Source organism: Methylobacterium sp. AC433, assembly GCF_979253015.1.
In genome coordinates this window covers 1-20,427 of record NZ_CEEDBN010000017.1, presented here as the reverse complement: position 1 = coordinate 20,427, position 20,427 = coordinate 1, and the positions used below count along the sequence as shown (strand labels likewise).

Annotated in this window: 15 protein-coding genes and 3 pseudogenes; 6 read left to right on the top strand and 12 right to left on the bottom strand. The window is 69.8% G+C overall.

All coding sequences use genetic code 11. The annotated features are described in order from the left end of the window. Positions 1-41 precede the first annotated feature (41 nt). The 3 genes from AC0IWM_RS19800 to AC0IWM_RS19790 form a co-directional block, all read right to left on the bottom strand. On the bottom strand, positions 42-1,133 hold the full coding sequence (locus tag AC0IWM_RS19800) for an alkene reductase (RefSeq protein WP_471757792.1): 1,092 nt from the start codon (positions 1,131-1,133) through the stop codon (positions 42-44). A gap of 484 nt (positions 1,134-1,617) precedes the next feature. Next, positions 1,618-1,977: a hypothetical protein gene (locus AC0IWM_RS19795; RefSeq protein WP_471757790.1), complete on the bottom strand. Its 360-nt coding sequence runs from the start codon at positions 1,975-1,977 to the stop codon at positions 1,618-1,620. A gap of 334 nt (positions 1,978-2,311) precedes the next feature. Continuing rightward, positions 2,312-2,566, bottom strand: a complete 255-nt coding sequence (locus AC0IWM_RS19790; RefSeq protein ID WP_471757788.1) for a hypothetical protein — start codon at positions 2,564-2,566, stop codon at positions 2,312-2,314. A gap of 364 nt (positions 2,567-2,930) precedes the next feature. On the opposite strand from AC0IWM_RS19790, the gene AC0IWM_RS19785 reads away from it, so the two are divergent. From AC0IWM_RS19785 to AC0IWM_RS19775, 3 genes and pseudogenes are all read left to right on the top strand, one after another. Beyond that, on the top strand, positions 2,931-3,314 hold the full coding sequence (locus tag AC0IWM_RS19785; protein WP_471757786.1) for a VOC family protein: 384 nt from the start codon (positions 2,931-2,933) through the stop codon (positions 3,312-3,314). A 16-nt stretch (positions 3,315-3,330) separates the two neighbouring features. After that, positions 3,331-3,540: pseudogene (locus tag AC0IWM_RS19780) on the top strand (IS3 family transposase); the annotation flags it as partial. Continuing rightward, a pseudogene (locus tag AC0IWM_RS19775) lies at positions 3,539-3,739 on the top strand (transposase); the annotation flags it as partial. The pseudogenes AC0IWM_RS19780 and AC0IWM_RS19775, both read left to right, overlap by 2 nt. A 158-nt stretch (positions 3,740-3,897) precedes the next feature. On the opposite strand, the gene AC0IWM_RS19770 reads toward AC0IWM_RS19775, so the two are convergent. Genes AC0IWM_RS19770 through AC0IWM_RS19730 form a run of 9 tightly spaced genes read right to left on the bottom strand, consistent with a single transcriptional unit; the run spans position 3,898 to position 16,515 of the window. After that, positions 3,898-5,232 carry a nucleotide sugar dehydrogenase gene (locus tag AC0IWM_RS19770; protein WP_471757784.1) on the bottom strand — a complete coding sequence of 445 codons (1,335 nt, stop codon included), beginning with the start codon at positions 5,230-5,232 and terminating at the stop codon, positions 3,898-3,900. A gap of 13 nt (positions 5,233-5,245) precedes the next feature. Beyond that, complete coding sequence (locus AC0IWM_RS19765; RefSeq protein WP_471757782.1) at positions 5,246-6,397, bottom strand: ABC transporter permease; 1,152 nt, start codon at positions 6,395-6,397, stop codon at positions 5,246-5,248. After that, on the bottom strand, positions 6,397-7,413 hold the full coding sequence (locus AC0IWM_RS19760) for an ABC transporter permease (RefSeq protein ID WP_471757780.1): 1,017 nt from the start codon (positions 7,411-7,413) through the stop codon (positions 6,397-6,399). Before AC0IWM_RS19760 ends, AC0IWM_RS19765 begins: the two co-directional genes overlap by 1 nt. Further along, on the bottom strand, positions 7,410-9,293 hold the full coding sequence (locus AC0IWM_RS19755; RefSeq protein ID WP_471757778.1) for an ABC transporter substrate-binding protein: 1,884 nt from the start codon (positions 9,291-9,293) through the stop codon (positions 7,410-7,412). The genes AC0IWM_RS19760 and AC0IWM_RS19755 overlap by 4 nt, the downstream gene beginning before the upstream one ends. Next, entirely contained in the window at positions 9,290-10,174 is an 885-nt protein-coding gene (locus tag AC0IWM_RS19750; RefSeq protein WP_471757776.1) for a hypothetical protein, read from the bottom strand. Before AC0IWM_RS19750 ends, AC0IWM_RS19755 begins: the two co-directional genes overlap by 4 nt. Further along, positions 10,171-12,060, bottom strand: a complete 1,890-nt coding sequence (locus tag AC0IWM_RS19745; RefSeq protein WP_471757775.1) for an ABC transporter ATP-binding protein — start codon at positions 12,058-12,060, stop codon at positions 10,171-10,173. Before AC0IWM_RS19745 ends, AC0IWM_RS19750 begins: the two co-directional genes overlap by 4 nt. After that, the gene (locus AC0IWM_RS19740; protein WP_471757773.1) at positions 12,018-13,988 is read right to left on the bottom strand and encodes a glycosyltransferase; all 1,971 of its coding nucleotides are present in this window, start codon (positions 13,986-13,988) and stop codon (positions 12,018-12,020) included. The genes AC0IWM_RS19745 and AC0IWM_RS19740 overlap by 43 nt, the downstream gene beginning before the upstream one ends. Continuing rightward, on the bottom strand, positions 13,976-15,256 hold the full coding sequence (locus tag AC0IWM_RS19735; RefSeq protein WP_471757930.1) for a glycosyltransferase family 4 protein: 1,281 nt from the start codon (positions 15,254-15,256) through the stop codon (positions 13,976-13,978). Before AC0IWM_RS19735 ends, AC0IWM_RS19740 begins: the two co-directional genes overlap by 13 nt. Beyond that, on the bottom strand, positions 15,256-16,515 hold the full coding sequence (locus tag AC0IWM_RS19730) for a glycosyltransferase family protein (RefSeq protein ID WP_471757771.1): 1,260 nt from the start codon (positions 16,513-16,515) through the stop codon (positions 15,256-15,258). The genes AC0IWM_RS19735 and AC0IWM_RS19730 overlap by 1 nt, the downstream gene beginning before the upstream one ends. Before the next feature lie 163 nt (positions 16,516-16,678). Between AC0IWM_RS19730 and AC0IWM_RS19725 the strand changes: the two genes are divergently transcribed. The 3 genes and pseudogenes from AC0IWM_RS19725 to AC0IWM_RS19715 all read left to right on the top strand — a co-directional run. Then, the gene (locus AC0IWM_RS19725; RefSeq protein WP_471757769.1) at positions 16,679-19,327 is read left to right on the top strand and encodes an ABC transporter transmembrane domain-containing protein; all 2,649 of its coding nucleotides are present in this window, start codon (positions 16,679-16,681) and stop codon (positions 19,325-19,327) included. A gap of 182 nt (positions 19,328-19,509) precedes the next feature. Next, on the top strand, positions 19,510-19,743 hold the full coding sequence (locus AC0IWM_RS19720) for a hypothetical protein (protein WP_471757928.1): 234 nt from the start codon (positions 19,510-19,512) through the stop codon (positions 19,741-19,743). A gap of 328 nt (positions 19,744-20,071) precedes the next feature. Next, positions 20,072-20,350, top strand: a pseudogene (locus tag AC0IWM_RS19715) (transposase); the annotation flags it as partial. Between the last annotated feature and the right edge of the window lie 77 nt (positions 20,351-20,427).

Below are 20,427 nucleotides of genomic sequence, written 5' to 3'. Positions count from 1 at the left end.
GAACGAAACGGGAGACGGCCGCAATCCCATCGGATCGCCGATCAGGCGGCCTTCGCCGCATCCAGCGTCGGATAATCGACGTAGCCTTCCGGACCCTGGCTGTACCAGGTCTTCGCCACGTCCTTGTTCAGGGCCGCTCCCGCGAACAGCCGCTCGGGCAGATCGGGATTGGCGATGAACGGGCGCCCGAAGGCGACGGCGTCGGCGCGGCCCTCGTCGAGGGCCGCCTGCGCACGGGGGCCGTCGTAATCCGAGTTCAGGATCAGGGGGCCGTCGAAGGCCGCCTTCATGGTCGGGGCGACCGGCGGATGGTTGGCCGTGCCGAAGGTGCCGTTCGGTCCCGGCTCGCGCAGCTCGAGGAACGCGATGCCGATCTTCGACAGGGCGGCCGCGGCGGCCCCGAACAGGGCGTCGGGGTTCGAATCGTCCACGCCCTGGATCCCCCCGTTGGGCGACAGGCGCACGCCGGTGCGGTCCTTGCCCACGGCATCGGCCACCGTCCGCGTCACCTCGGTGAGGAGGCGGATGCGGTTCTCGATGGAGCCGCCATAGGCGTCGGTCCGGAAGTTCGCGCCGTCGCGCAGGAACTGGTCGATGAGGTAGCCGTTCGCGGCGTGGATCTGCACGCCGTCGAACCCGGCCCGGATGGCGTTGCGGGCGGCGCGGTCATAATCGGCCAGGAGGCGGGGGATCTCGTCGGCGGGCAGCGCCCGGGCCTCGGCGTAGGGCTTCTTTCCCTCGTAGGTGTGGGCGGCGTCCGGGGCCGTGGTGGCCGAGGCCGAGATCGGCTTTTCGCCGCCGAGGAAGTCCGGGTGCACGATGCGCCCCATGTGCCAGAGCTGGCAGACGATCCTGCCGCCGGCCTCGTGCACGGCCCGGACCACCGGCTTCCAGGCCTCGACCTGCTCGTCGGACCAGATGCCCGGCGCGAAGGGCCAGCCCAGGCCTTCCTGCGAGATGCCGGTCGCCTCGGTGAGGATCAGGCCCGCGCCGGCGCGCTGGCGGTAATACTCCACCATGAGGGGTGTCGGGACGTGCTCGCGGGTGGCGCGGCCGCGGGTCAGCGGCGCCATGAAGACGCGGTTCTTGGCGTCGATCGCGCCGATGCGGATCGGGTCGGACAGGGCAGTCATGGGGACGCTCACGTTGTTTCAAGGACAAGCGGCAGGGAGGAACGGACGGCGCGCGGCCTGAGCCGCGCCCGTCGGTGACCTCATGTGGTTGCCGCGCCGGGCGGGGCCAGACAGGCAGGCCGCGACCGGTCGCAAGCCTGTGCGGGCGCGCACGCGCCGTCCCGTGCGCCCGGAACCGTGGGGCGGATTCCCGCGCCGCCCGGTCTGGAATACCCTCCGGCTCTGCGGCGCACCGCCGGTTTTCGATGCCGGTCGGCCCCTGCGCCCCGAATGCGTGGCCGTGGGGGGGACCCGTCACGAGACGGTCGGGCCCCGGCGATCGAGTGCGGTGCCCTCGTCCCCCGGTCAAGCCCTGGCGTCGGGGCTGAGTCTCGCCCCGGCCTTCAGGACCTCACCGGTCACCGGATGCAGAAGCGGCATCCGGACGGAGCGGCGCGGCCCGGGGAGGTTGCGTCCCCGGTGCAGGCGGTGCGCGCGTCCCCGCTCAGTCGGTCGGAGCCTGCGCCGGATCGTCGACGATGTGCTCCTCCGGGAGGGCGGTGGCTTCCATGGGTCTGATGGGTCGTCTCGCCGCCTGGGCGGAGAGCGAGCAGCCGTGACAGATCGAGCTCATCGCGCGATGGGCCTTCTGCCCGATGCGGTGTTCGAAGGCGTTCATCAGGGCCGCGGCCTTGGCGTTCGCTTCTTCCAAGGCGGCCCTGGTCTGGGGCACGGCCGGGCGGCCTTGGTCGCCCTCGACCGCGAGCGGCGGCAATCGGACGAAGAGCGGTTTCAGCCACGGCTCGGAGGCCGACGGCGCACTCGATGCCAGAAGCATCACGAGGCACAGGGCTGTTCGGACCAAGGCATCAATCCCCAACGCAGCGCCGCAGTCTCAGGGATCACCCTTTCGTGGGGCTTGTGGACCTCGGGGCTCGTGGACCTCGGGGCTCGTGGACCTTGGGGCTCGTGGACCTTGGGGCTCGTGGACCTTGGGGCTCGTGGATCTCCCCTGCCCCATCGCCGCGGAGAGTCGAGATCCGTACCGCACGGCCGCGCTTTCCCTCCGGATATGCCCATGCCATCGGCCATGGCGTCGCCGATTGCCGGGGCGCCGGATTCGTCGGGGCGAACGGTGCCGGCTTCCCGCGCAGGCTCCCGGCGCCGCGGCGCCTCGCCAACCTGCCGGCGATGCAGGTTCAGCCGCCTGCGTTCGGTTCTGGCTGCGGCTCCATCGTCACGCAGGCGAAAACTTCGCCGTCTTTCCAGATGACTTCGGCAACGGGCGTGGCGTCACCGGCGATGCGGGCCACGATCCGCGACGACAGCAGCCAGATGTTGGCCTCGGCGACCGCATCGGCATCCGACTCGGCCCGCAACTTTCGCGAGGATGATGTGCCAAGCGCAACCGTGACATCCTCTCGGCTGTAAAGATGATGGGCTGTGTAAGGCATTATTCCTCCGGTGGGAGAGTGGATGAGCCGAAGATAGTAAAAATAACGCAAGCAACAAGATCAATTATTGGTATGTAGTATTCTAAATACCAGATAGGAAAACTTTGGTAGTTCTTGCTTCGACGCTCTCTCGGTCGAGATCGGGCCGCCCGCGCCGGAACTCGCTGCATAGGGCCGGTGCTCCACGCCCTGCATGGTCCGGACCGGACGCTGGCCATTCCGCCGCCCGATTCACGCGCGGTTCGGCGGGGCCGATCGTCCGGCTTCCCGGACGGTCATGCTGGGCGATCGAACGGGGGCCTGGTTGCAGCCACAGCCTCGGTCGCGGTAGCCCTGCAGGCCAACGAGCGAGGGAGGCGACGACGTGTTCAGCCATATGGTGATCGGCAGCAACGACCTGGCCAGGTCGAAGACGTTCTACGACGCGCTGTTCGCAGCCATCGGCGGCGAGCCCGGCACGACGGATGCCCTGGGACGTCTGGTCTACGCGCATCGCGGCAGCCGGTTCGTCGTCACCAAGCCGATCGACGGGGAGGCCGCGACCGCTGCCAACGGAGGGACCATCGGGTTCGCGATGGACGGCCCGGACCAGGCCAGTGCCTGGCACGAAGCGGGTGTCGCCCACGGGGGCACCTCCGTGGAAAATCCGCCGGGCGAGCGCCAGACTCCGATGGGCCGGATCTATCTCGCCTACCTGCGCGACCCGGACGGAAACAAGCTCTGCGCACGCTACAAGTTCGCAGACTGACGCCGAGGCCGGCCCGACCGGCCGGCCCTCGACGGTCAAGCGCTACCACTACGACAGCCACGACCAGCTTCGAACGCATCTGCACCTGTTCGTTGATGCCTACAATCACGCTCGTAGGCTCAAGACCCTGCGGGGCCTGACGCCGACCGAGTTCATCCTGAACGCCTGGACGAAAGAGCCCGAACGCTTCAGGATCGACCCGTCACACCTCATCCCGGGACCATACACGGCCCGCGATCCCGCCCCAACGCTACGAGGCGCCCGTCGCCTGCCCGGACTGGATCTACAACACCCGCAATCAGGTCGAGCGGCTCTGGGCCAGGCTCAAGGAATGGCGCGCCATCGCTACCCGATACGAGAAAACCGCCGTCAGCTTCATGGGCGTCCTCTGCCTTGTCGCGGCCCTCGACTGGCTCAAGCGATGACACACCCTAAATCATAAGCAATCGTTACAGCATCCGAGGTTATAAAAGAAAGACTTGGTCGCGCGGATCTGTTTCATCGTGAGATCTGGATATCTCCGTCTTGGGATATTCACGGAAGAGTACAGCGTCGTCCGATGGGAAATGCGTAGGACGCGCGATCAGCACTTGACGATGTGATCACCGATCAGACCCGCCCGGGCGCAGGCGTTGCGCGTATCCATGACCAGGCGTGCGTGTGCCACGACGCGACCATAGTCCACCGCTTCGTGATCGGTGACAATCAGGACCGCCGCACAGTCTTCGAGGAGCGAGACATCGAGTTGTTGCGACCGGCGGCCGGTCAGGTGAGGATAGTCCCGCGTCGGCGGAATTTCGGGCACGTAAGGATCATGAAAATGGACCACTGCCCCACGCTCCTCAAGTAATTCCATCAGCTTCAGCGCCGGACTCTCGCGCACGTCGTCGACGTTCCGCTTGTAGGCCATGCCGAGCATCACGATCGGGGCGCCCCTGAGGGCGCGACCGAAGCGGCTGTCGAGGGCACGCGCAAGGCGTTCGATGACGTGATGCGGCATGTGCCGGTTAACTTCGCCAGCCAATTCTATGAAGCGCGTCGCGACGTCGAACTCGCGTGCCTTCCAGGTCAGGTAGAACGGATCGATGGGGATGCAGTGGCCGCCGAGCCCCGGACCAGGCTGGAACGGCATGAAACCGAAGGGCTTGGTGGCGGCGGCCTCGATCACCTCCCAGACGTCGATGCCCATCGCGTCGTAGACGACCTTCAGTTCGTTCACGAGGGCGATGTTGACGGCACGGAAGATGTTCTCAGTCAGCTTCACCGCCTCCGCGGTGGCGGTGGACGAGACTGGGACGGTGCGCGCCACGATCTGCCCATAGAGGGCCTCGGCGAGGGCGAGGGCCGCGGCGCCCTCGCCGCCGATCACCTTGGGTGTCGCCGCGAGCGTGTGGATCGCATTGCCGGGATCTTCGCGTTCGGGCGAATAGGCCAGGAAGAAGTCGGTGCCGCTCCGGAGCCCGGTCGCTTCCAGGGCGGGCTTGAGCACCTCCTGCGTGGTGCCGGGCCACGTGGTCGATTCGAGGACGACGAGCTGGCCGGGGCGCAGGCTGCGGGCGATGTCGGCGGCGGTGGCTTGGACATAGGTCAGGTCCGGCTCGCGCTGGCGCGTCAGCGGCGTCGGAACGCAGATCAGGATGGCGTCGGCCTCGCCGAGCCGCGCCATATCGCCGGTGGCCCGGAAACATCCTCCGTCGAGGGCGCTGCGCATCGCATCGGTGTCGAGCAGGGCGATGACGGGCTCGCCCGCATTGATACGTGCTACGCGCTCCGGGTTCACGTCAAAACCCAGCACGCGGAAGCCGGCGCGCGCGGATGCGAGCGCCAGCGGCAGGCCGACATAGCCGAGGCCGATGATCCCGATGGTGGCGCTTCGGGCGCGGATGGCGTGGCCGAGAGCCTCGTGCGGGTCGGTCATGGGCACGTCTCGTTCAATGATAGGGGTCGGCGGCGTCGCGCAGGCCGTCGCCCAGAAAGTTGAAGGCCAGCACCGTCACCAGCACCGGCAGCACCGGCAGGAGCAGCCAGGGATAGAGCTGAACCGCCGCGAGGTTCTGCGCCTCGTTGAGAAGCACGCCCCAGCTCGTCACCGGCGGGCGGAGGCCGAGGCCGAGGAACGACAGGGCCGTCTCGCCCAGGATCATGGTGGGGATCGACAGCGTCGCCGAGGCGATGAGATGGCTCATGAAATTGGGGATGAGGTGGCGCGCAATGACCCGGGCCGGCGAGGCGCCCATCAGCTCGGCGGCGGACACGAAATCCTCCTCGCGCAGGGCCAACAGCTTGCCTCGGACGGCGCGGGCGAGACCAGGCCAGTCGAGCAGCCCGAGGATGATGGTGATGCCGAAGAACACCCAGAGCGGGCTCCAGTTCGGCGGCAGGGCGGCCGACAGTGCCAGCCACAGCGGCAGTTCCGGGAGGGAGCGCACCACCTCGATGAGGCGCTGCACGGCGGCATCGATCAAGCCGCCGAAATAGCCCGCGATGCCGCCGAACAGGAGGCCGAGCGCGAAGGAGATCGCGACGCCGACGAGACCGATCACGAGGGAAATCCGGGCGCCGTAGATCATCCGCGAGAGGAGATCGCGGCCGAGTCGGTCAGTCCCGAACAGGAAGAGGGTGCCGCCCGCCGGCGGGCAGAACAGGTGGAGGTCGCTCGGGATCACGCCGAGGTACCGATAGGCGCCGCCCCGGCAGAAGAAGCGGATCGGCTGGGGCGCGGTGGTGTCGCGCGTGTATCCGCGCCGGAAGGTGTCGAGGTCGAGCTGCGCCCGGTAGGGATAGACGAAGGGCCCAATGAGGCGGCCCTCGTGGAACAGGTGCACGCCCTGGGGCGGCGCGAGCAGGAAATCGCCGTTGCGGCGGCCCTGCTCGTAGGGGGCGAGCCATTCGACGAAGGGAACCGAGGCGTAGAGCATCCCGAGGAGGATCGCGCAGGCGACCGCGATGCGGTGGCGCAGGAACTTCCGAAAGATCAGCCGCCACGCCGAGGCCTGCCCGAGCCCGGAGCCGTGGGCGGGGCCGGATTCTGGGTCGAACGGGGCCGGGTCGACGAAGTGGCGGGAGTCGGCCGGGGCCCGCATCAGCGCCTGCCCATCCGGATGCGTGGGTCGAGCCAGACCAGGACGAGATCCGAGATCAGCATGCCAACCAGCGTTAGCAGGGCCACGAACATCAGGATGAAGCCGGCCATGAACTGGTCCTGGCTCTTCAGGGCCTCGAGCAGGAGCGGGCCGACGGTGGGCAGGCTGAGCACCAGGGAGACCAGCACCGATCCCGAGACGAGATGCGGCAGCAGGTTGCCGATATCGGCCACGAACGGGTTCAGCGACATTCGGAACGGGTATTTGAGCAGCGCCCGCAAAGGGGGCATCCCCTTCGCGCGGGCGGTGACGACGTAGGGCTTGGCGAGTTCGTCGAGGAGGTTGGCCCGCATCCGCCGAACCATCGCCGCGGTGCCGCCCAGACCGATGACAAGCGTCGGCACCACGAGGTGGGCCAGGAGCGACCGCAGCTTGTCCCCATCCCACGGGCGGCCCGTATAGGCCGCGTCGTAGAGGCCGCCAATGGAGAGGCCGAACCAGCGATTGGCGTAGAACAGCAGGATCAGCGCGAGGAGGAAGCCCGGTACCGCGAGCCCGACATAGCCGAGCGCGGTGACGAGGGCGTCCCCCACCGAGTGGCGATGGGTCGCCGAATAGAGTGCCGCCGGGATCGCCACCGCATGGACGAAGACCAGGGCCGCAAGGTTGACCACCAGGGTCAGCCAGAGGGCATCGCCCACCACCTCGGACACGGGCCGGTCGTACTCGAAAGACCAGCCCCAATCGCCCTGGAGCAGGCCGGAGAAGCCGGCCGGGCCCGGCATCAGGCCGAGCCACATCAGATATTGCTCGGGCACCGAACGGTCGAGCCCGTATTGCCGCATCAGCAGTTCGGCCTTGGCCACCGAGCCGGCCTCGCCCATGGCGCGCAGTTCCGCGATGCGGTTGCTGAGATAGTCGCCGGGCGGCAGCTTGATGATGAGGAAGACGAGCGCCGAGATCGCGAGGAGGGTGAGCGCCATCGTGAGGAGGCGGCGCAGGATCGCGCCGATCACGACGCCGACGCTTTGCGGTCGGCGGCGCTGTCCCAGAACACCTCGTCCAGGCGCTGGACCCCGATGAATGCCGTCGGGTCCCACGCATAGAGCGCACGCTCGGGCAGGTTGGCGAGGCGGGCGGAGGCCACCACCGGCTGCAGCGCGCCAGCCACGGTGCCGATGACCCACTGGTTCTCGGCGTGGTTCGCCAGCATCTCGCGCCAGATCCCGGCCTGGATCGCGGCCGCGTCGGTACCGCGCCACTGCGCGTCGAGGTCGAGCAGACGCTGCACGGCCGCCAGGTCGCACGGTTCGCCGCTCGTTCCGTGCGTCTCCACCGAGAGGCTCCAGCGCGGCCAGGAATAATGATCGGGTTGGGCCGGGCTCAGGCCCGTGGGCGGCATGATCGGGGTGGGCACGGCGAGATCGAGCCCCTGGGCGGCGACCATGACGGTCTGACCGGCCATGGAGCGGCGGCGCAGGTTGGTCCGCTCCTGCGGCTTCACGATGAGCTTGAGCCCGACCTCGCGCCAGAACTCGGCGATCAGGAGCAGGCCGTCGAGGATCGTGGCGCCTTCGCCGTCGGTCTCGACCACGATCTCAACGGGCCGGCCGTCTGGCATCAGGCGCATGTCCGAACCGTCGCGCCGGCCGAGGCCCGCCGCGTCGAGGAGGCGGTTGGCGCCGTCCGGGTCGTAGACGGCGTTCTGCGTGCGCAGGTCCGGCGCGAAGAGCGGGCTCTCGGCGATGACCGTGTCGTTGCCCTCGGTCCCGAGGCCGAACAGCAGGGTGTTGTTGAGGGTGCGCCGGTCGATGGCCAGCGACAGGGCCCGGCGATAGCGGACATCGCGGTTGAGGGCGCGCCAGCCCGGATCGAGGGTGGTGAGGTTGGGGTACAGCGCGAGTTCCGAGCCGCGCGCCACCGGCCAGAGCCGCGTGCGGTACCCGTGGGCGCGCTCGCCCTCCTTCAGGCTCGGGATGTCGGACATGGACAGCCCGCGGAACATCAGGTCGGCCTCGCCCGCATTGGTCTTGGCGGCCAGGACCCCGGCCGCCGCGACGTCCATGACGATCGTGTCGAGGTAGGGCAGCTGGCGGCCTGCGCGATCGACCCGGTGATAGTGGGGATTGCGCGTGAAGACGAAGCGGGTCGCCGGCGCCCGCGTGCGCGGGCACCAGCCCTGCAGGGTGGGGCAGTCGGGATTGTTGAGCTCGAACATGTCGTCGAGGCGATTGTGGAGGGACGCCCAGCCGCGCAGCTTCTGCGCCTTGGCCAGGGCCTCGGCGGCATCCTTGCCCGCGTAGCGCGGATGGACCGCCTTCAGGTAATGGGCCGGACGGTAGATCAGCGGGTCGCGCGGCGCGGCGAGCGCGGGCAGGAAGCGCGGGTTCGGCCGGGCCCAGATGTAGCGGATCGTCAGGGCGTCGACGATTTCGACGCGCGGCAACGCCCCGTCGACGCGGAAGAAATCGGGCGGCCCGCCCGGATTGAGCGTCGGCTCGTTGGCGACGTCCTCCCAGTAGTAGCGGAAGTCCTCGGTGGTGAACGGCGCCCCGTCCGACCAGCGGTGCCCCGCCCTGAGGTTGAACGTGAAGCGCCCCGCCTCCACCGCGACGGTCTCCAGAACGTCGGGCCGGAGCCTCAGGTCCGCATCGTAGCCGACGAGGCGCGTATAGCCGTAGACCGAGAGGTAGCGCACGTCGCGCGCCCGCGCGATCAGGGTGCGGATGGTGCCGCCCGCCGCGCCCGGACGCCGACCCCGCGCGGCCAGATCGACCACCAGCGGCCGGTCGGGCGGATGACCGGCATCCGGTCCCTGCTGTCCCCAGCTTGGATGAGGTTCGAATCCGGTGGCCGCTAGGCCGGCCAGGATCGCACGCCGCGAGAGGCCCGTCATCGCCGCGCCCCGAGATCGAGGGTGACGGAGGTGAGCCGCGCCGGCGAATAGCCGGTGGCGCCATGCAGGTCGTCGAAGGGGTGGAGGCACGCGATGCAGGCGCCGGCCTCGCCCAGCCGCGGATCGTCGGCGGCCTGCGTGAAGAGGCGGCCGTTGCGCGACCAGCGGATCGGCTCGGCCTCGCCCCTGTGGGCGCGGGAAGCGATCATTGCGATGGTCGGGTGGGCGGGGCCGCCATGGGCGTGGATGCGGTGGCCGGCGGCATCGTCGTCGAACAGCAGCCGCGCGATGCCGCGATCCCGTGCTTCCAGAACGCGGCGCGCCTGCGCCACGTGGTCGTCGAAGAACGCCACCGTCTCGGCAGGATCGAGGTCCGAGAGGTCGGCCGTCGACCAGTCGTCGCGGCTGTAGCGGGCTCGGGCATCGCGGTAGCGCAGGCCGGAGAGGTCCGGGTCGTGACAGAGGATCAGGGCGTCGGGGCAGGCCTGCCGGATGACCCAGGTGGTCAACCCCCGGAACACGCCGGATTCGATGACCGCTCGCGGCCGCAGGGCTCGCATCGCCACGTAGAGCTGAAGCGCGCCGTTGAAGCCGCTGCCGCCGCGACGCTGGCGGACCGGCGCGCGCGGAATCAGCTCCCAGAACGTCTCCACGGCGTCCCGGACACCGCCGGGCGGCGGCGGCAGGGCGGCAGCCGCGAGGTCGCGCGTCAGGCTCGCGCAGGCCGCCGCGACCAGGGACTCGATCTCGGGGCCTGAGGTCGGGCGGTGGGTCCAGTCGGGCACCGCCGGCACGAGGTCGTAGCCCAGCCGGTCGAAGAGCCGCGACAGCACCCGGCGGCGCAGGCGCTCCATCAGCGGGTGCGGACCGGACACGATCATGCCGCCTGCATCATCTCTGGGGAGCCGTGCCGGACCCGGTGATCGGGCTCGATGGCGTGCATGGTGCCGGCCTCGCCCTCGCTGAGGCGGAACGGTGCGGGCCACGCCGACGGATCGGACAGGTCGCCGCTGACGGCAGCGAAATCGAGTAGATGGTCGAGGCTCGGATCGGGCACCGCGGCGAGCAGCGCGCGCGTGTAGGGATGGGCCGGGTCGCGGAACAGGGCCGCCTTGGACGCCTCCTCGACGATGCGGCCCCGGCACATCACCGCGATGGTATCGGCCATGTAATCGATCACCGCGAGATTGTGGGAGACGATGAGGTAGGTCAGCCCGAGCGCCGCCTGGAGATCCTTCAGGAGGTTCAGGATTTGGGCCTGGACCGAGACGTCGAGGGCCGAGACCGGTTCGTCGAGGACGAGCAGGCGCGGCTCCAGGGCCAGGGCCCTGGCGATGCCGATGCGCTGGCGCTGGCCGCCCGAGAAGGCGTGGGGATAGCGCGACAGCATCGCCGGATCGAGGCCGACCATCGCCATCAGCTCGGCGGCGCGGGCGCGCCGCGCCGCCGAGCCGATCACGTGGATCTCCATCGGCTCGCAGAGGATCTGACGCACGGTCATGCGCGGATCGAGGGAGGCGTACGGGTCCTGGAACACGAACTGGACCGCGCGCCGGTAGGCGAAGAGGTCGGCTCCGGTCAGCGCATGCACGTCGGCCGGGCCGGCCCCGTCGTCGAACAGGACCCGGCCGGCATCGGGGGCGAGCGCCCGCATCACGAGCTTCGACAGGGTGGTCTTGCCGGAGCCGGACTCGCCGACCAGGCCGAGGGTGGTCCCGGCCTCGATCGCGAGGGACACGTCCGAGACGGCGCGGACCTGCCGCAACGCGCCCCCGAAGCGGCCCGAGCGCAGGGCGAAGCTCTTCGTCACGCCCTCGACACGCAGGATCGGCCCCATGGGCCGCGGGCGCGGCGCGCGCACCGGGATCACGGCGTCGACGGCGCGGATCGGGGTCAGGCGCTCGCCGGGCCGCATCGCGAAGCGCGGCACGGCCCGGATCAGCGCCTGGAGGTAGCCGTGCCGGGGATGGCGCATCACCGCCTCGCGCGGACCGGATTCCACGAGGCGGCCCCGGTAGAGCACGGCGACGTCGTGGGCCATGTTGGCGACGACGCCGAGATCATGGGTGATCAGCAGGATCGCCATGCCGGTCTCGCCCTGGAGACGGGCGAGCAGCGCCAGGATCTGGGCCTGGGTCGTCACGTCGAGGGCGGTGGTGGGCTCGTCGGCGACGAGGAGATCGGGGCGCATGATCAGCGCCATGGCGATCATCGCGCGCTGGCGCAGGCCGCCAGACAGTTCGAACGGATAGGTGTGGAGCGCCCGCTCCGGATCGGGGAAGCCGACGGAGGCGAAGGCCTCCCGCGTGCGCGCGTCGGCTTCTCGCCGGCCGGCCTTCGTGTGCAGGCGCAGGGCCTCGCCGACCTGATCGCCGATCGTGTGCAACGGCGACAGGCAGGTCATCGGTTCCTGGAAGATCATCGCCATGCGGCGACCGCGCAGCGCGCGCATCGCCGTCCCGTCGGCCGGCAGGGCCGCGATCTCGACGGGCCGTTCGCCGGAGCGCGCGCCGGCGAACGTGATGCGCCCGGCGGTGATCGCGGCGGACCGGGGCAGGATCCGCATGATCGCCTGAGCGGTCACCGACTTGCCCGAGCCCGATTCGCCGACCAGCGCGAGGGTGCGTCCCCGTTCCACGTCGAGGGAGAGCCCGTGCAACGCCCGGAACGGCCCGGCCTCGCCGCGAAAATCCACCTGAAGGTCGCGGATGGACAGGAGGGGGCTCACGGCATCCTCGCGCGCGGGGCCAGGGCTCCAGTAGGCCATGCCGTCGTCGCTTCGTCCACCGGGTGCGCAAAGAGGTCGCGCGGGTCGCGGATCATCGGGGCCGGGTGGGTCCGGACCTGATCGAGGAGGGCTTCGAGGAAGTCCCAGATCGCCGCGTCGTGGACCCGGTGATGGCTGAGGAGGCCGAGCGGCCCCGGCGCATCCGCCTCGATGGCATGGACCAGCGTCGCGATGAGCCCGGCCGGGTCGGCCAGCGAGCGCGTGCCGCGCCAGTCGATGGGATCGAGGTGGATGTCGGCCCGCGCGAGCCCCGGCACGGATAACCCGAGCGCGGGCATGCCCGGCACCGAAGACAGCCCGGCATAGCCGAGGCCTGGCAACGCCCGCGCGAGATCGGCGTCGAGGCGATTCCAGGGCGGCACGAAGACGGGCAGCAGCAGGTCGTGCGCGAAGGCGGCGCGGGCCCGGCGCAGGGCCTCGGACGCCTCCGCGCGCAAGGTCGCCGACGGCCGATGGGGACCGAACTCCGCCGGCTTGGACCCGGCCGGCGCGTGATCGGCATGCGACAGGCCATGCACCGCCGCGCGGGCGAGCGGCGCCGCATCGAGGCACTGTCCCAGCGACGGCTCCACACCGGCGGGGATCGCCGCGATGAGGATCGGGACCGCGAAGGTCTCGGACAGGCGCAGCAGGCGATCCAGGGCCGGGGTCGCCGCCACGGCGTCGTCGTCGCGCCACCAGATCGGTACGCGCCGGCCGTCCTGCGCTGCGCGGTCGAGGGCCGCCCGCAGGGGGCGCCAGTCCGGCCGCTTCGCTGGACGCGCCGGGGCCGCCGGGCGTGCCCGCCGCGCCAAGGTCTCGATGATCGCTACCGCACCCGCGACGCCCGCGATGTCGACAGAGTCGTCGCGCGCGACGGGATCGGAGATGGCCCGCAGGACTTCGTCCAGCAGGCGCCCGGGCGTCAGCTCCGCCTCCCGAACGATGCGGGCGCGGCCGCGTGCGGCCAGGCGTTCGGCCCGCATCCGCTGCTCGGTCTCGCGGCCCGCCTCGAACGGCACGAGGACGGCGCGCGTGCCGGTGACCATGAGGTCGACGGCGGTGTTGTAGCCGCAGGGACTGACCGAGAGCGCCGCGCGCGCCAGGAGCGCGCGGTAATCCGGCCGGGCGCGGGTGACGATGCCGAGGGGCAGCGCGTCGCTCAAGGCGCGAAACGTCCCTTCCGGGATGCCGTGTCCCGCCAGGATATGCCAGCCGAGATCGGGGCGCAGGCGCGCGGCGCCGGTCGCGGCTTCGAGGAGCGGGAGCCCGGCCGCGCTCGACCCGGCCGAAACCAGGACGCCGGCACGCGGTGTGTCACATTCAGGGATCGGCTCGCCCTCGTCGACATAGCCGGTGTAGTGCAGCCGCGCTGCGAGACCGGCATCCACGGGCCAGGAGGCTTCGAGGGGGACGAGGGCCGGATCGCCATGCACGAGGACGGCATCGTAGAGCGCCGCGATCCGCGCATGGGCGGTCGCGATGCGGTCGGGCTTGTCGGGGGCGACCAGGATGTCGCGGATCGAGGCCAGGACGCGCGGGCGCGGGCGCAGGGCGTGGGCCGCCTCCACGAGGGCCAGGAACTCATCCGCGAGCGCCCGGCGGCCGAAGGGAAACAGCTCGGTCACCACCACGTCCGGCGCCGTCTCGGCCAGCGCCGCGAGGAGGCGTTGCCGACGCTCGGTCAGCAGCTCCGGCGCCGCGTCCCGCCCCTCGGCATCGAGCAGCCGGGCGAACGCGGTGCCGCGGACATGGAGGGGCGGCAGTTGCACCAGGGTGACGCCGTCGAAGCGGATCAGCCGAGACGGCGCCCCGCCCGAGACCAGCGTCACCGCGTGCCCGGCGCCGACGAGAGCCCGGGCGAGGGCGGCCGCGCGCGTGAGATGCCCGGCCCCGAGTAGGTGGGTGACCGCGATCAGCACTCGCACGGACAGGTCTCCCCCGGGCCCGAGGCGGACGGAACGGCGGGTGTCCCGCCCGCGAGCCTGCCGGCGATGAGGTCGATCCCGGCTTCCATCGAGAAGTCGCGCACGAGCCGCCGGTAGGCCGCCTCCGCGAAGCGCGCCCGCAGGCCGGGATCGCGCACGAGCCGGCCGATGGCGTCGCCCAGGGCGGCGGCATCGCCGGGCGGCACCAGGAGGGCGTCGGCCTCATGGGTGAGAAATTCGGGCGTTCCGGCGAATTGCGTGGCCACGATCGCGAGGCGCTGGCTCGCCGCCTCCATGAGAACGTTGGGCAACCCGTCGCGGTCGCCGCCCGGTGCCGCCTTCGCCGGCAGGACGAAGAGGTCAGCGTTCCGCAGGGCATCCACGACCGCGGGCTGGGCCAGGGCGCCGCGGAACGTGACGCGCCCGGACAGGCCCCGCTCCGTCACGCGCGCCTGCAGGGCCGCCCGCAATTCGCCGCCGCCGATCAGGATCAGGCGCCAGTGCAGGCCGGCCGGCAGGGCCGCGAGGGCGTCGACGAGGTCGTCGTGCCCCTTCTTGGCGACGAGCCGCCCGACGCAGAGCAGGGTGACGGGATCGGCCGCATCCGATCCGTCGCGCGCCGGCCGATGCGTCGGCGGCGCGGGAAAGCGCGACAGGTCGAGGCCGTGATAGGCGACATGCACGCGGCTCCGGCCGCCGAGCGCGTCCAGGCGGCCGAGCCCGTCGCGGGTGCAGGTGACGCCCCAGGCGGCCTCGGCGACCTTCTCGGAGAGATCCCAGTCCGGCGTCGTCCAGATGTCCTTGGCGTGGGCCGAGAAGCTCCAGCTGCGTCCGGTCAGGAGGGCGGCGTAGCGGGCAACGCTCGACGGCGCGTGCAGGAAATGGGCGTGCAGATGGGTGATCGCATCGGGCAATGCGTGCGCCAGGATCAGCCCCTGGCCGAGGCGCCGCAGCCGGGCGGCGCTCGGGTCGCGGCGCAGGTCGCGCCAGAAGCGGGACATCAGTGCGCCGAACCCGGGCCGTGACAGCGCCCAGGCGAGGGCGCGCAGGGTGGAGAGCGGCGCTTGGTGGAGATATTCCGGCAGGTAGGCCACCGGCGCGCGGATGGCGTCATGAAGCGGGTGGCGGGCCGTGTCGGTAGGCCGCCTCAGCGACCAGATCGCCAGAGGCAGGCCGCGCTGCTCCAAGGCCAGCAGTTCCTGGGCGATGAAAGTTTCCGACAGGCGCGGATAGCCCTTCAGAACGATCGCCGTCCGGGCCGGCGGCATCAGGCGCTCACGCATCGGCGCAGGGTCGCGGACGCGTCGACCCGGGAGGGGGCGGTCAGCGCCCGGACGCGCGCCGTGACCGCCTCGAGGCCGTCGAGAAGGCCCGATCCGATCGCGCACGACGGGCGCGGCTGCTCCGGCAGCGCGCGCAACGCCGCCGCCATGCGGGCAGGGTCGCGCCCCGCCTCGTCCAGGAGGCAGCGGGCGAGGCCAAGCGCGTCCGCCGCCACGGCCCGAATGCGCTGCTCCCGACGCGGCTGCGTGCGCGGCACCAGGATCGCGCGCTTGTCGAAGGACAGGATCTCGCAGAACGTGTTGTAGCCGCCCATCGCCACGAGACCGGCGGCTTTCTCCATCAGGAGTTCGATCTCGGTATCGAAGGTGATCGCCGCGAGCTTGCCCGGCAGCCGCTCGATCCGGGCGAGGAAGCCGGCGCGGCTCCCGGCGGACAGGAACGGGCCGAATGCGATCAACGCCGGCAGCGGAATGCCCGGATCTGCCTCGTATGCGGCGATCACCCAGTCGATCAGGCCGTCACCGTCGCCGCCCCCCCCCGGCGTGACGAGGATGAAGGGCGCGCGCGCCATCTCGGGTTCGCGGCGGTCGTGATGCGGCACCGGTGCCTCGCGCCGCAGGTAGCCGGTATAGATCAGCCGGTCGGCGACCTCGGCGGCGATGGGAAGGGCCGCGAGAGGCTCGTGGATGCGGGACGCGCCGTAGACCCAGAGTTCGTCGTAGTAGCGCCGGACGGCGGCCGAGGCCCCCTTGCGCTCCCATTCCGGTACGAGGCGCTCGGCCTCGTCGAGGACGTCGCGAATCCCGAGCACGACCCGGCAGCCCTGCGCGCAGGCCAGTTCCAGGGCGGGCAGCATCTCGCCGTGGAAGCCCGTCGGCTCCTTGTCGACGATGATCAGGTGCGGGCGGAACGTCGCGGTGGTCCGGGCGATGATCGCCGACCGCTCGGCGACGGTGCGGTCAAGGGGCGTCTGCCCGTCGAGGCTGGCATAGGTGTCGTCGGGCCGCTTCGTCACCCCCGGGATGCGCACGGGCGCGACACCGTCGGCGAAGGCGAATCGGTTGATCACCGCCGAGCCCGAAACCACCCTTACCCGCGTGTCCGGATCGGCGGCGACGAGGGCGTTGGCGATGGCCCGCGAACGCCTCAGGTGACCGAGTCCGAAGGTGTCGTGGCTGTAGATGAGGATGCGTCCGCCTTCCGCCGGTGCGTCCTCAACGTCACGGGTTCGCGTCTTGATCAACGGGAGTCTCCGAAGCCGGACCCGAGCGGCACCACACTGTTCGCACAAGCTGGGCCGTGGTTACAAATCCCGTGCCGTCGAGCTATGTCGGCGAGGGCCTTTCGACGACGCTCCCCTCCCTCTCCCGAGGCAGGCTCCGGCGCGCGTCCGGGACATCGGTGCGATGCGCGATCTGGAGCCGCGGCTCTTCGGGTACATCTGGCGATACTCCAGGCGCGACCAGCTCGCGATCTGCCTCGTCGTCCTCGCGTCGCTGCCGTTCTACTTCGCCTCCCTCGACCTGCCGCGCCGGATCGTCAACGACGCCATCACGGGCAAGGCCTTCCAGCACGGCAATGCCACCGCCCCCCTCCTCGACGTCACGGTCCACTGGCCGACATGGCTCGGCGGCGACGGCACCGTTCACCGCATTTTCGAGGGGTTCCAGCTCGGGCGATCCGAATTGCTGCTCGGCCTGTCGCTGATGTTCCTCGGGCTCGTCCTGATCAACGGCGCCTTCAAGTTCTACATCAACCTCACCAAGGGCATCCTCGGCGAGCGCATGCTGCGCCGGCTGCGCTTCCAGCTGTTCTCGCTGATGCTGCGCTTCACCCCCGAGACGATGCGGGAGGTGAAGTCGTCCGAGACCGCGACCATCATCCGCGACGAGGTCGAGCCGATCGGCACCTTCATCGGCGACGCCGTCGTGGTGCCGGCCTTCCTCGGCACGCAGGCCGCCACCGCCCTGGCCTTCATCCTGATGCAGAATGTCTGGCTCGGACTCGTCGCCGGCGGCATCGTCGCCGTCCAGATCGTCGTGATCCCGCGCCTGCGCCGCGAGATCATCCGGCTCAGCCGCCGGCGCCAGCTCGCCTCCCGCAGCTTCGCCGGGCGCGTCGGTGAGGTGCTGGACGGGCTGGAGACCGTGACGGTCAACGATGCCGGGCGCTGGGAGCGGGCCGAGATCGCCGGTCGGCTCTACGGCCTCTTCGACCTGCGGCTGAAGATCTACAAGCGCAAGTTTCTGGTCAAATATCTCAACAACCTGCTCGCGCAGGTGACGCCGTTCCTGTTCTACGCCATCGGCGGGATGTTCGCCCTGCGCGGCCAGCTCGACATCGGTCAGCTCGTCGCGGTGCTGGCGGCCTATCGGGACCTGCCGCCGCCCCTCAAGGAGCTGATCGACTGGGATCAGCAGCGCCTCGACGTCGAGGTGAAGTACGAGACGGTGGCGGCCCATTTCGCGCCCCGCCGCTTGCGGCCGGACGCCGACGCTGAGCCTGTAGTCGGCGCCCTCGGCACACCCCTGCTGAGCCGGGGCGTGAGCCTTCACGAGCCGCACGGGGGCGCGCCGCTGGAGATCGCGGATTTCGCCGTGACCCTGCCCGCGCAACTCGCCCTGATCTCCGCCGGCGGCCAGGCATCCCGGATCTTCGGACGCGTACTCGCCGGGCTCGCCACCCCGCACAACGGCACGGTGTCGATCGGCGGGCACGATCTCGCCACCCTGCCGCAACCGGCCCGCGTACGCCGTGTCGCCTATGCGGGGCCGGACCCGACGCTGTTTCCGGGCACCATCCGCGACAACATCCTCTACGGCCTGCGCCGGAACCCGCCAGGGGCGGACGGACGCGCCGCCGATCCGGACGGGCGGCGGCTCCTCGAGGCCCGGGTGAGTGGCAATCCGGTCGAAACCGTCGACGATCTCTGGATCGATTTCGCGGTGTCTGGAGTCGCGGACATGGCCGGGCTCGATGCGCGCATGCTCGGGCTGCTGGAACGGCTCGGCCTCGGGGAAGACCTCTACCGCTTCGGCCTGACGATGCGGTCCGCGGTGCGGCACGACACGCCCCTCGGCCGTCGGGTGATCGCGGCCCGCACGCATCTGCGCAGCCATTTCGCCATGAGGGGAATGGCCAACCTGGTGATCCCGTTCGATTACCAGCGCTACAATCCCCAGGCGGCCGTCGCCGAGAACCTGCTGTTCGGTGTCCCGCGCGACGCCACTCTGGTCGGCCGATCACTCGCCGGCGAGCCCCGGTTCCGCGCGGCCCTTGCGTCCGCAAGCCTTCTCGATGAACTGGCGCGGATGGGTGTCGCAATCGGGCGCAACCTGATCGAAATTTTTCGCGATGTCCCGGCCGGCCACCCGCTGTTCCGACGGTTCTCGACCATCGCGCCTGAGGAACTCCCGGAATTCGAGCGGCGGCTCTTGGGCCTCGGCCAAGGCGGAGCGCTCAGCCCGGTGGATTCCGAGGCATTCCTAGCCCTCGCCTTGTCTTACATCGAGCCGCGCCAGCGTCTCGGCCTCCTGGACGAAGCCCTGATGGCTCGCCTGGTTGCGGCCCGCGGCCCCGTGCGGCTGGCGCTTCAGGGGCCGGACGGCGATGACGTCGAGCCCTACGATCCGCGCCGGATCAACAGCCGCAGTTCCATCCTCGACAACCTCCTCTTGGGGCGTATTGATACGGCGAAGATACATGGCGAGGCCTTCATCCAGAGCGAGGTTCGCGCCGTCGTGCGGGAACTCGACCTCGAAACCGCCATCCGCCTGCGCGGCCTCGACTACGAAGTCGGCAACCGCGGCCGGAACCTGACACTCAGGCAGCAGGTCGTGATTGATCTGGTGCGCGCGATCGTCCGGATGCCGGAGATTCTTGTGATCGACGGTGCCCTCGACCACGTCGATGGAGCGGCCGCGACGCTAAGCGCAATCTTGACTGAAGCATTGCCGGACGCAACGCACGTCTTCGTTGCCTCGACCTTGGCTGACGCGCCCGCGGCCGCGATGGTTGTAAACATGACGCCACCCACTGACGTGGCGCGCCGGTGAGAAAGTGTGGCCCGTGCCTCTAGCACTTGAGACCTGCCAAACGCTGACGCCATCCTCCAACATTCCAGAAGCCAGTCGATAAGCTTGGCTTGACTATTGCTTTGCAAAAACACCCGCAAGCCTACCACGGATAAACGTGGCCGAGCGATGTTCGGGTCTGCGATCGACGGAGTCTCTGCGTGATGAAGAAGCCTATTGCTTTAGCGATTTTCTTAATTGTTGTTCCGATGGCGAGCTTTGCTCAATCCTACAATGCGCCTGCGCCGACAAACGTCCCGACCACAGGCACGCGTTTCCTGAGCAAGGCCGACCGGAAGGTGGCCTGCACAGGTGTTGCTGACCGGCGAGGAATGAAAGGCTTGAGCCGACAGCAATATCGCGCTGCCTGCCGTGGCCGGCCGATTCCGAAGAGCTGACGCGCGCTCGCGTTTTCGCGACATACTTTATCAAAAAGCCGCTGTTTTTCGTACCAGGCCGGCATGTCATGCGGAGAATTATCTACACGTACGTCGTTTGCGGGACCTCCGGCATCAGGGCCGGAGTACCCTTGTCCTTGCCCTTTTGGCTTTCCTCGGAGAGTTGTTCTCGTCCCCGGCACTTTGGGACATGTTGCTCGCGTCTCTCGCTAACGACCAGTAGGACCGAGGCGGAGAGTACGGGCGATCCGCTTTATGGGCGTGACCTGACCGGCTGGCTTTGGACCGGGCTGATTGAGAGGATCGGCCAGGACCGAAGGAGCTGGGCATGAAGCGAGGTCAGAAGACGGGTGCGGAGCAGGTGGTGCTGACGCTTCGCCAGATCGAGGTGCAGACGGCCCAGGGCAAGAGTTTGGCGCTGGCCTGCAAGGAGGCCGAGATTTCCAAGCAGAGCGACTCACGCTGGCGCAAGGAGTACGGCGGCCTGCAGATCGACCAAGCCCGTCGGATGAAGGATCTGGAGCGCGAGAACGCGCGATTGCGCCGGTTTGTGGCTGACTTGTCCCTGGAGAAGCAAGTGCTGGCGGACGTCGCCGCGGGAAACTTGTTCTCTATTCGGGGTTCATCGGTCAACTCCCTTTCGTGCGCATCCTGGTTCGGCGCGTGAACGGTCCTGTGGAGCTC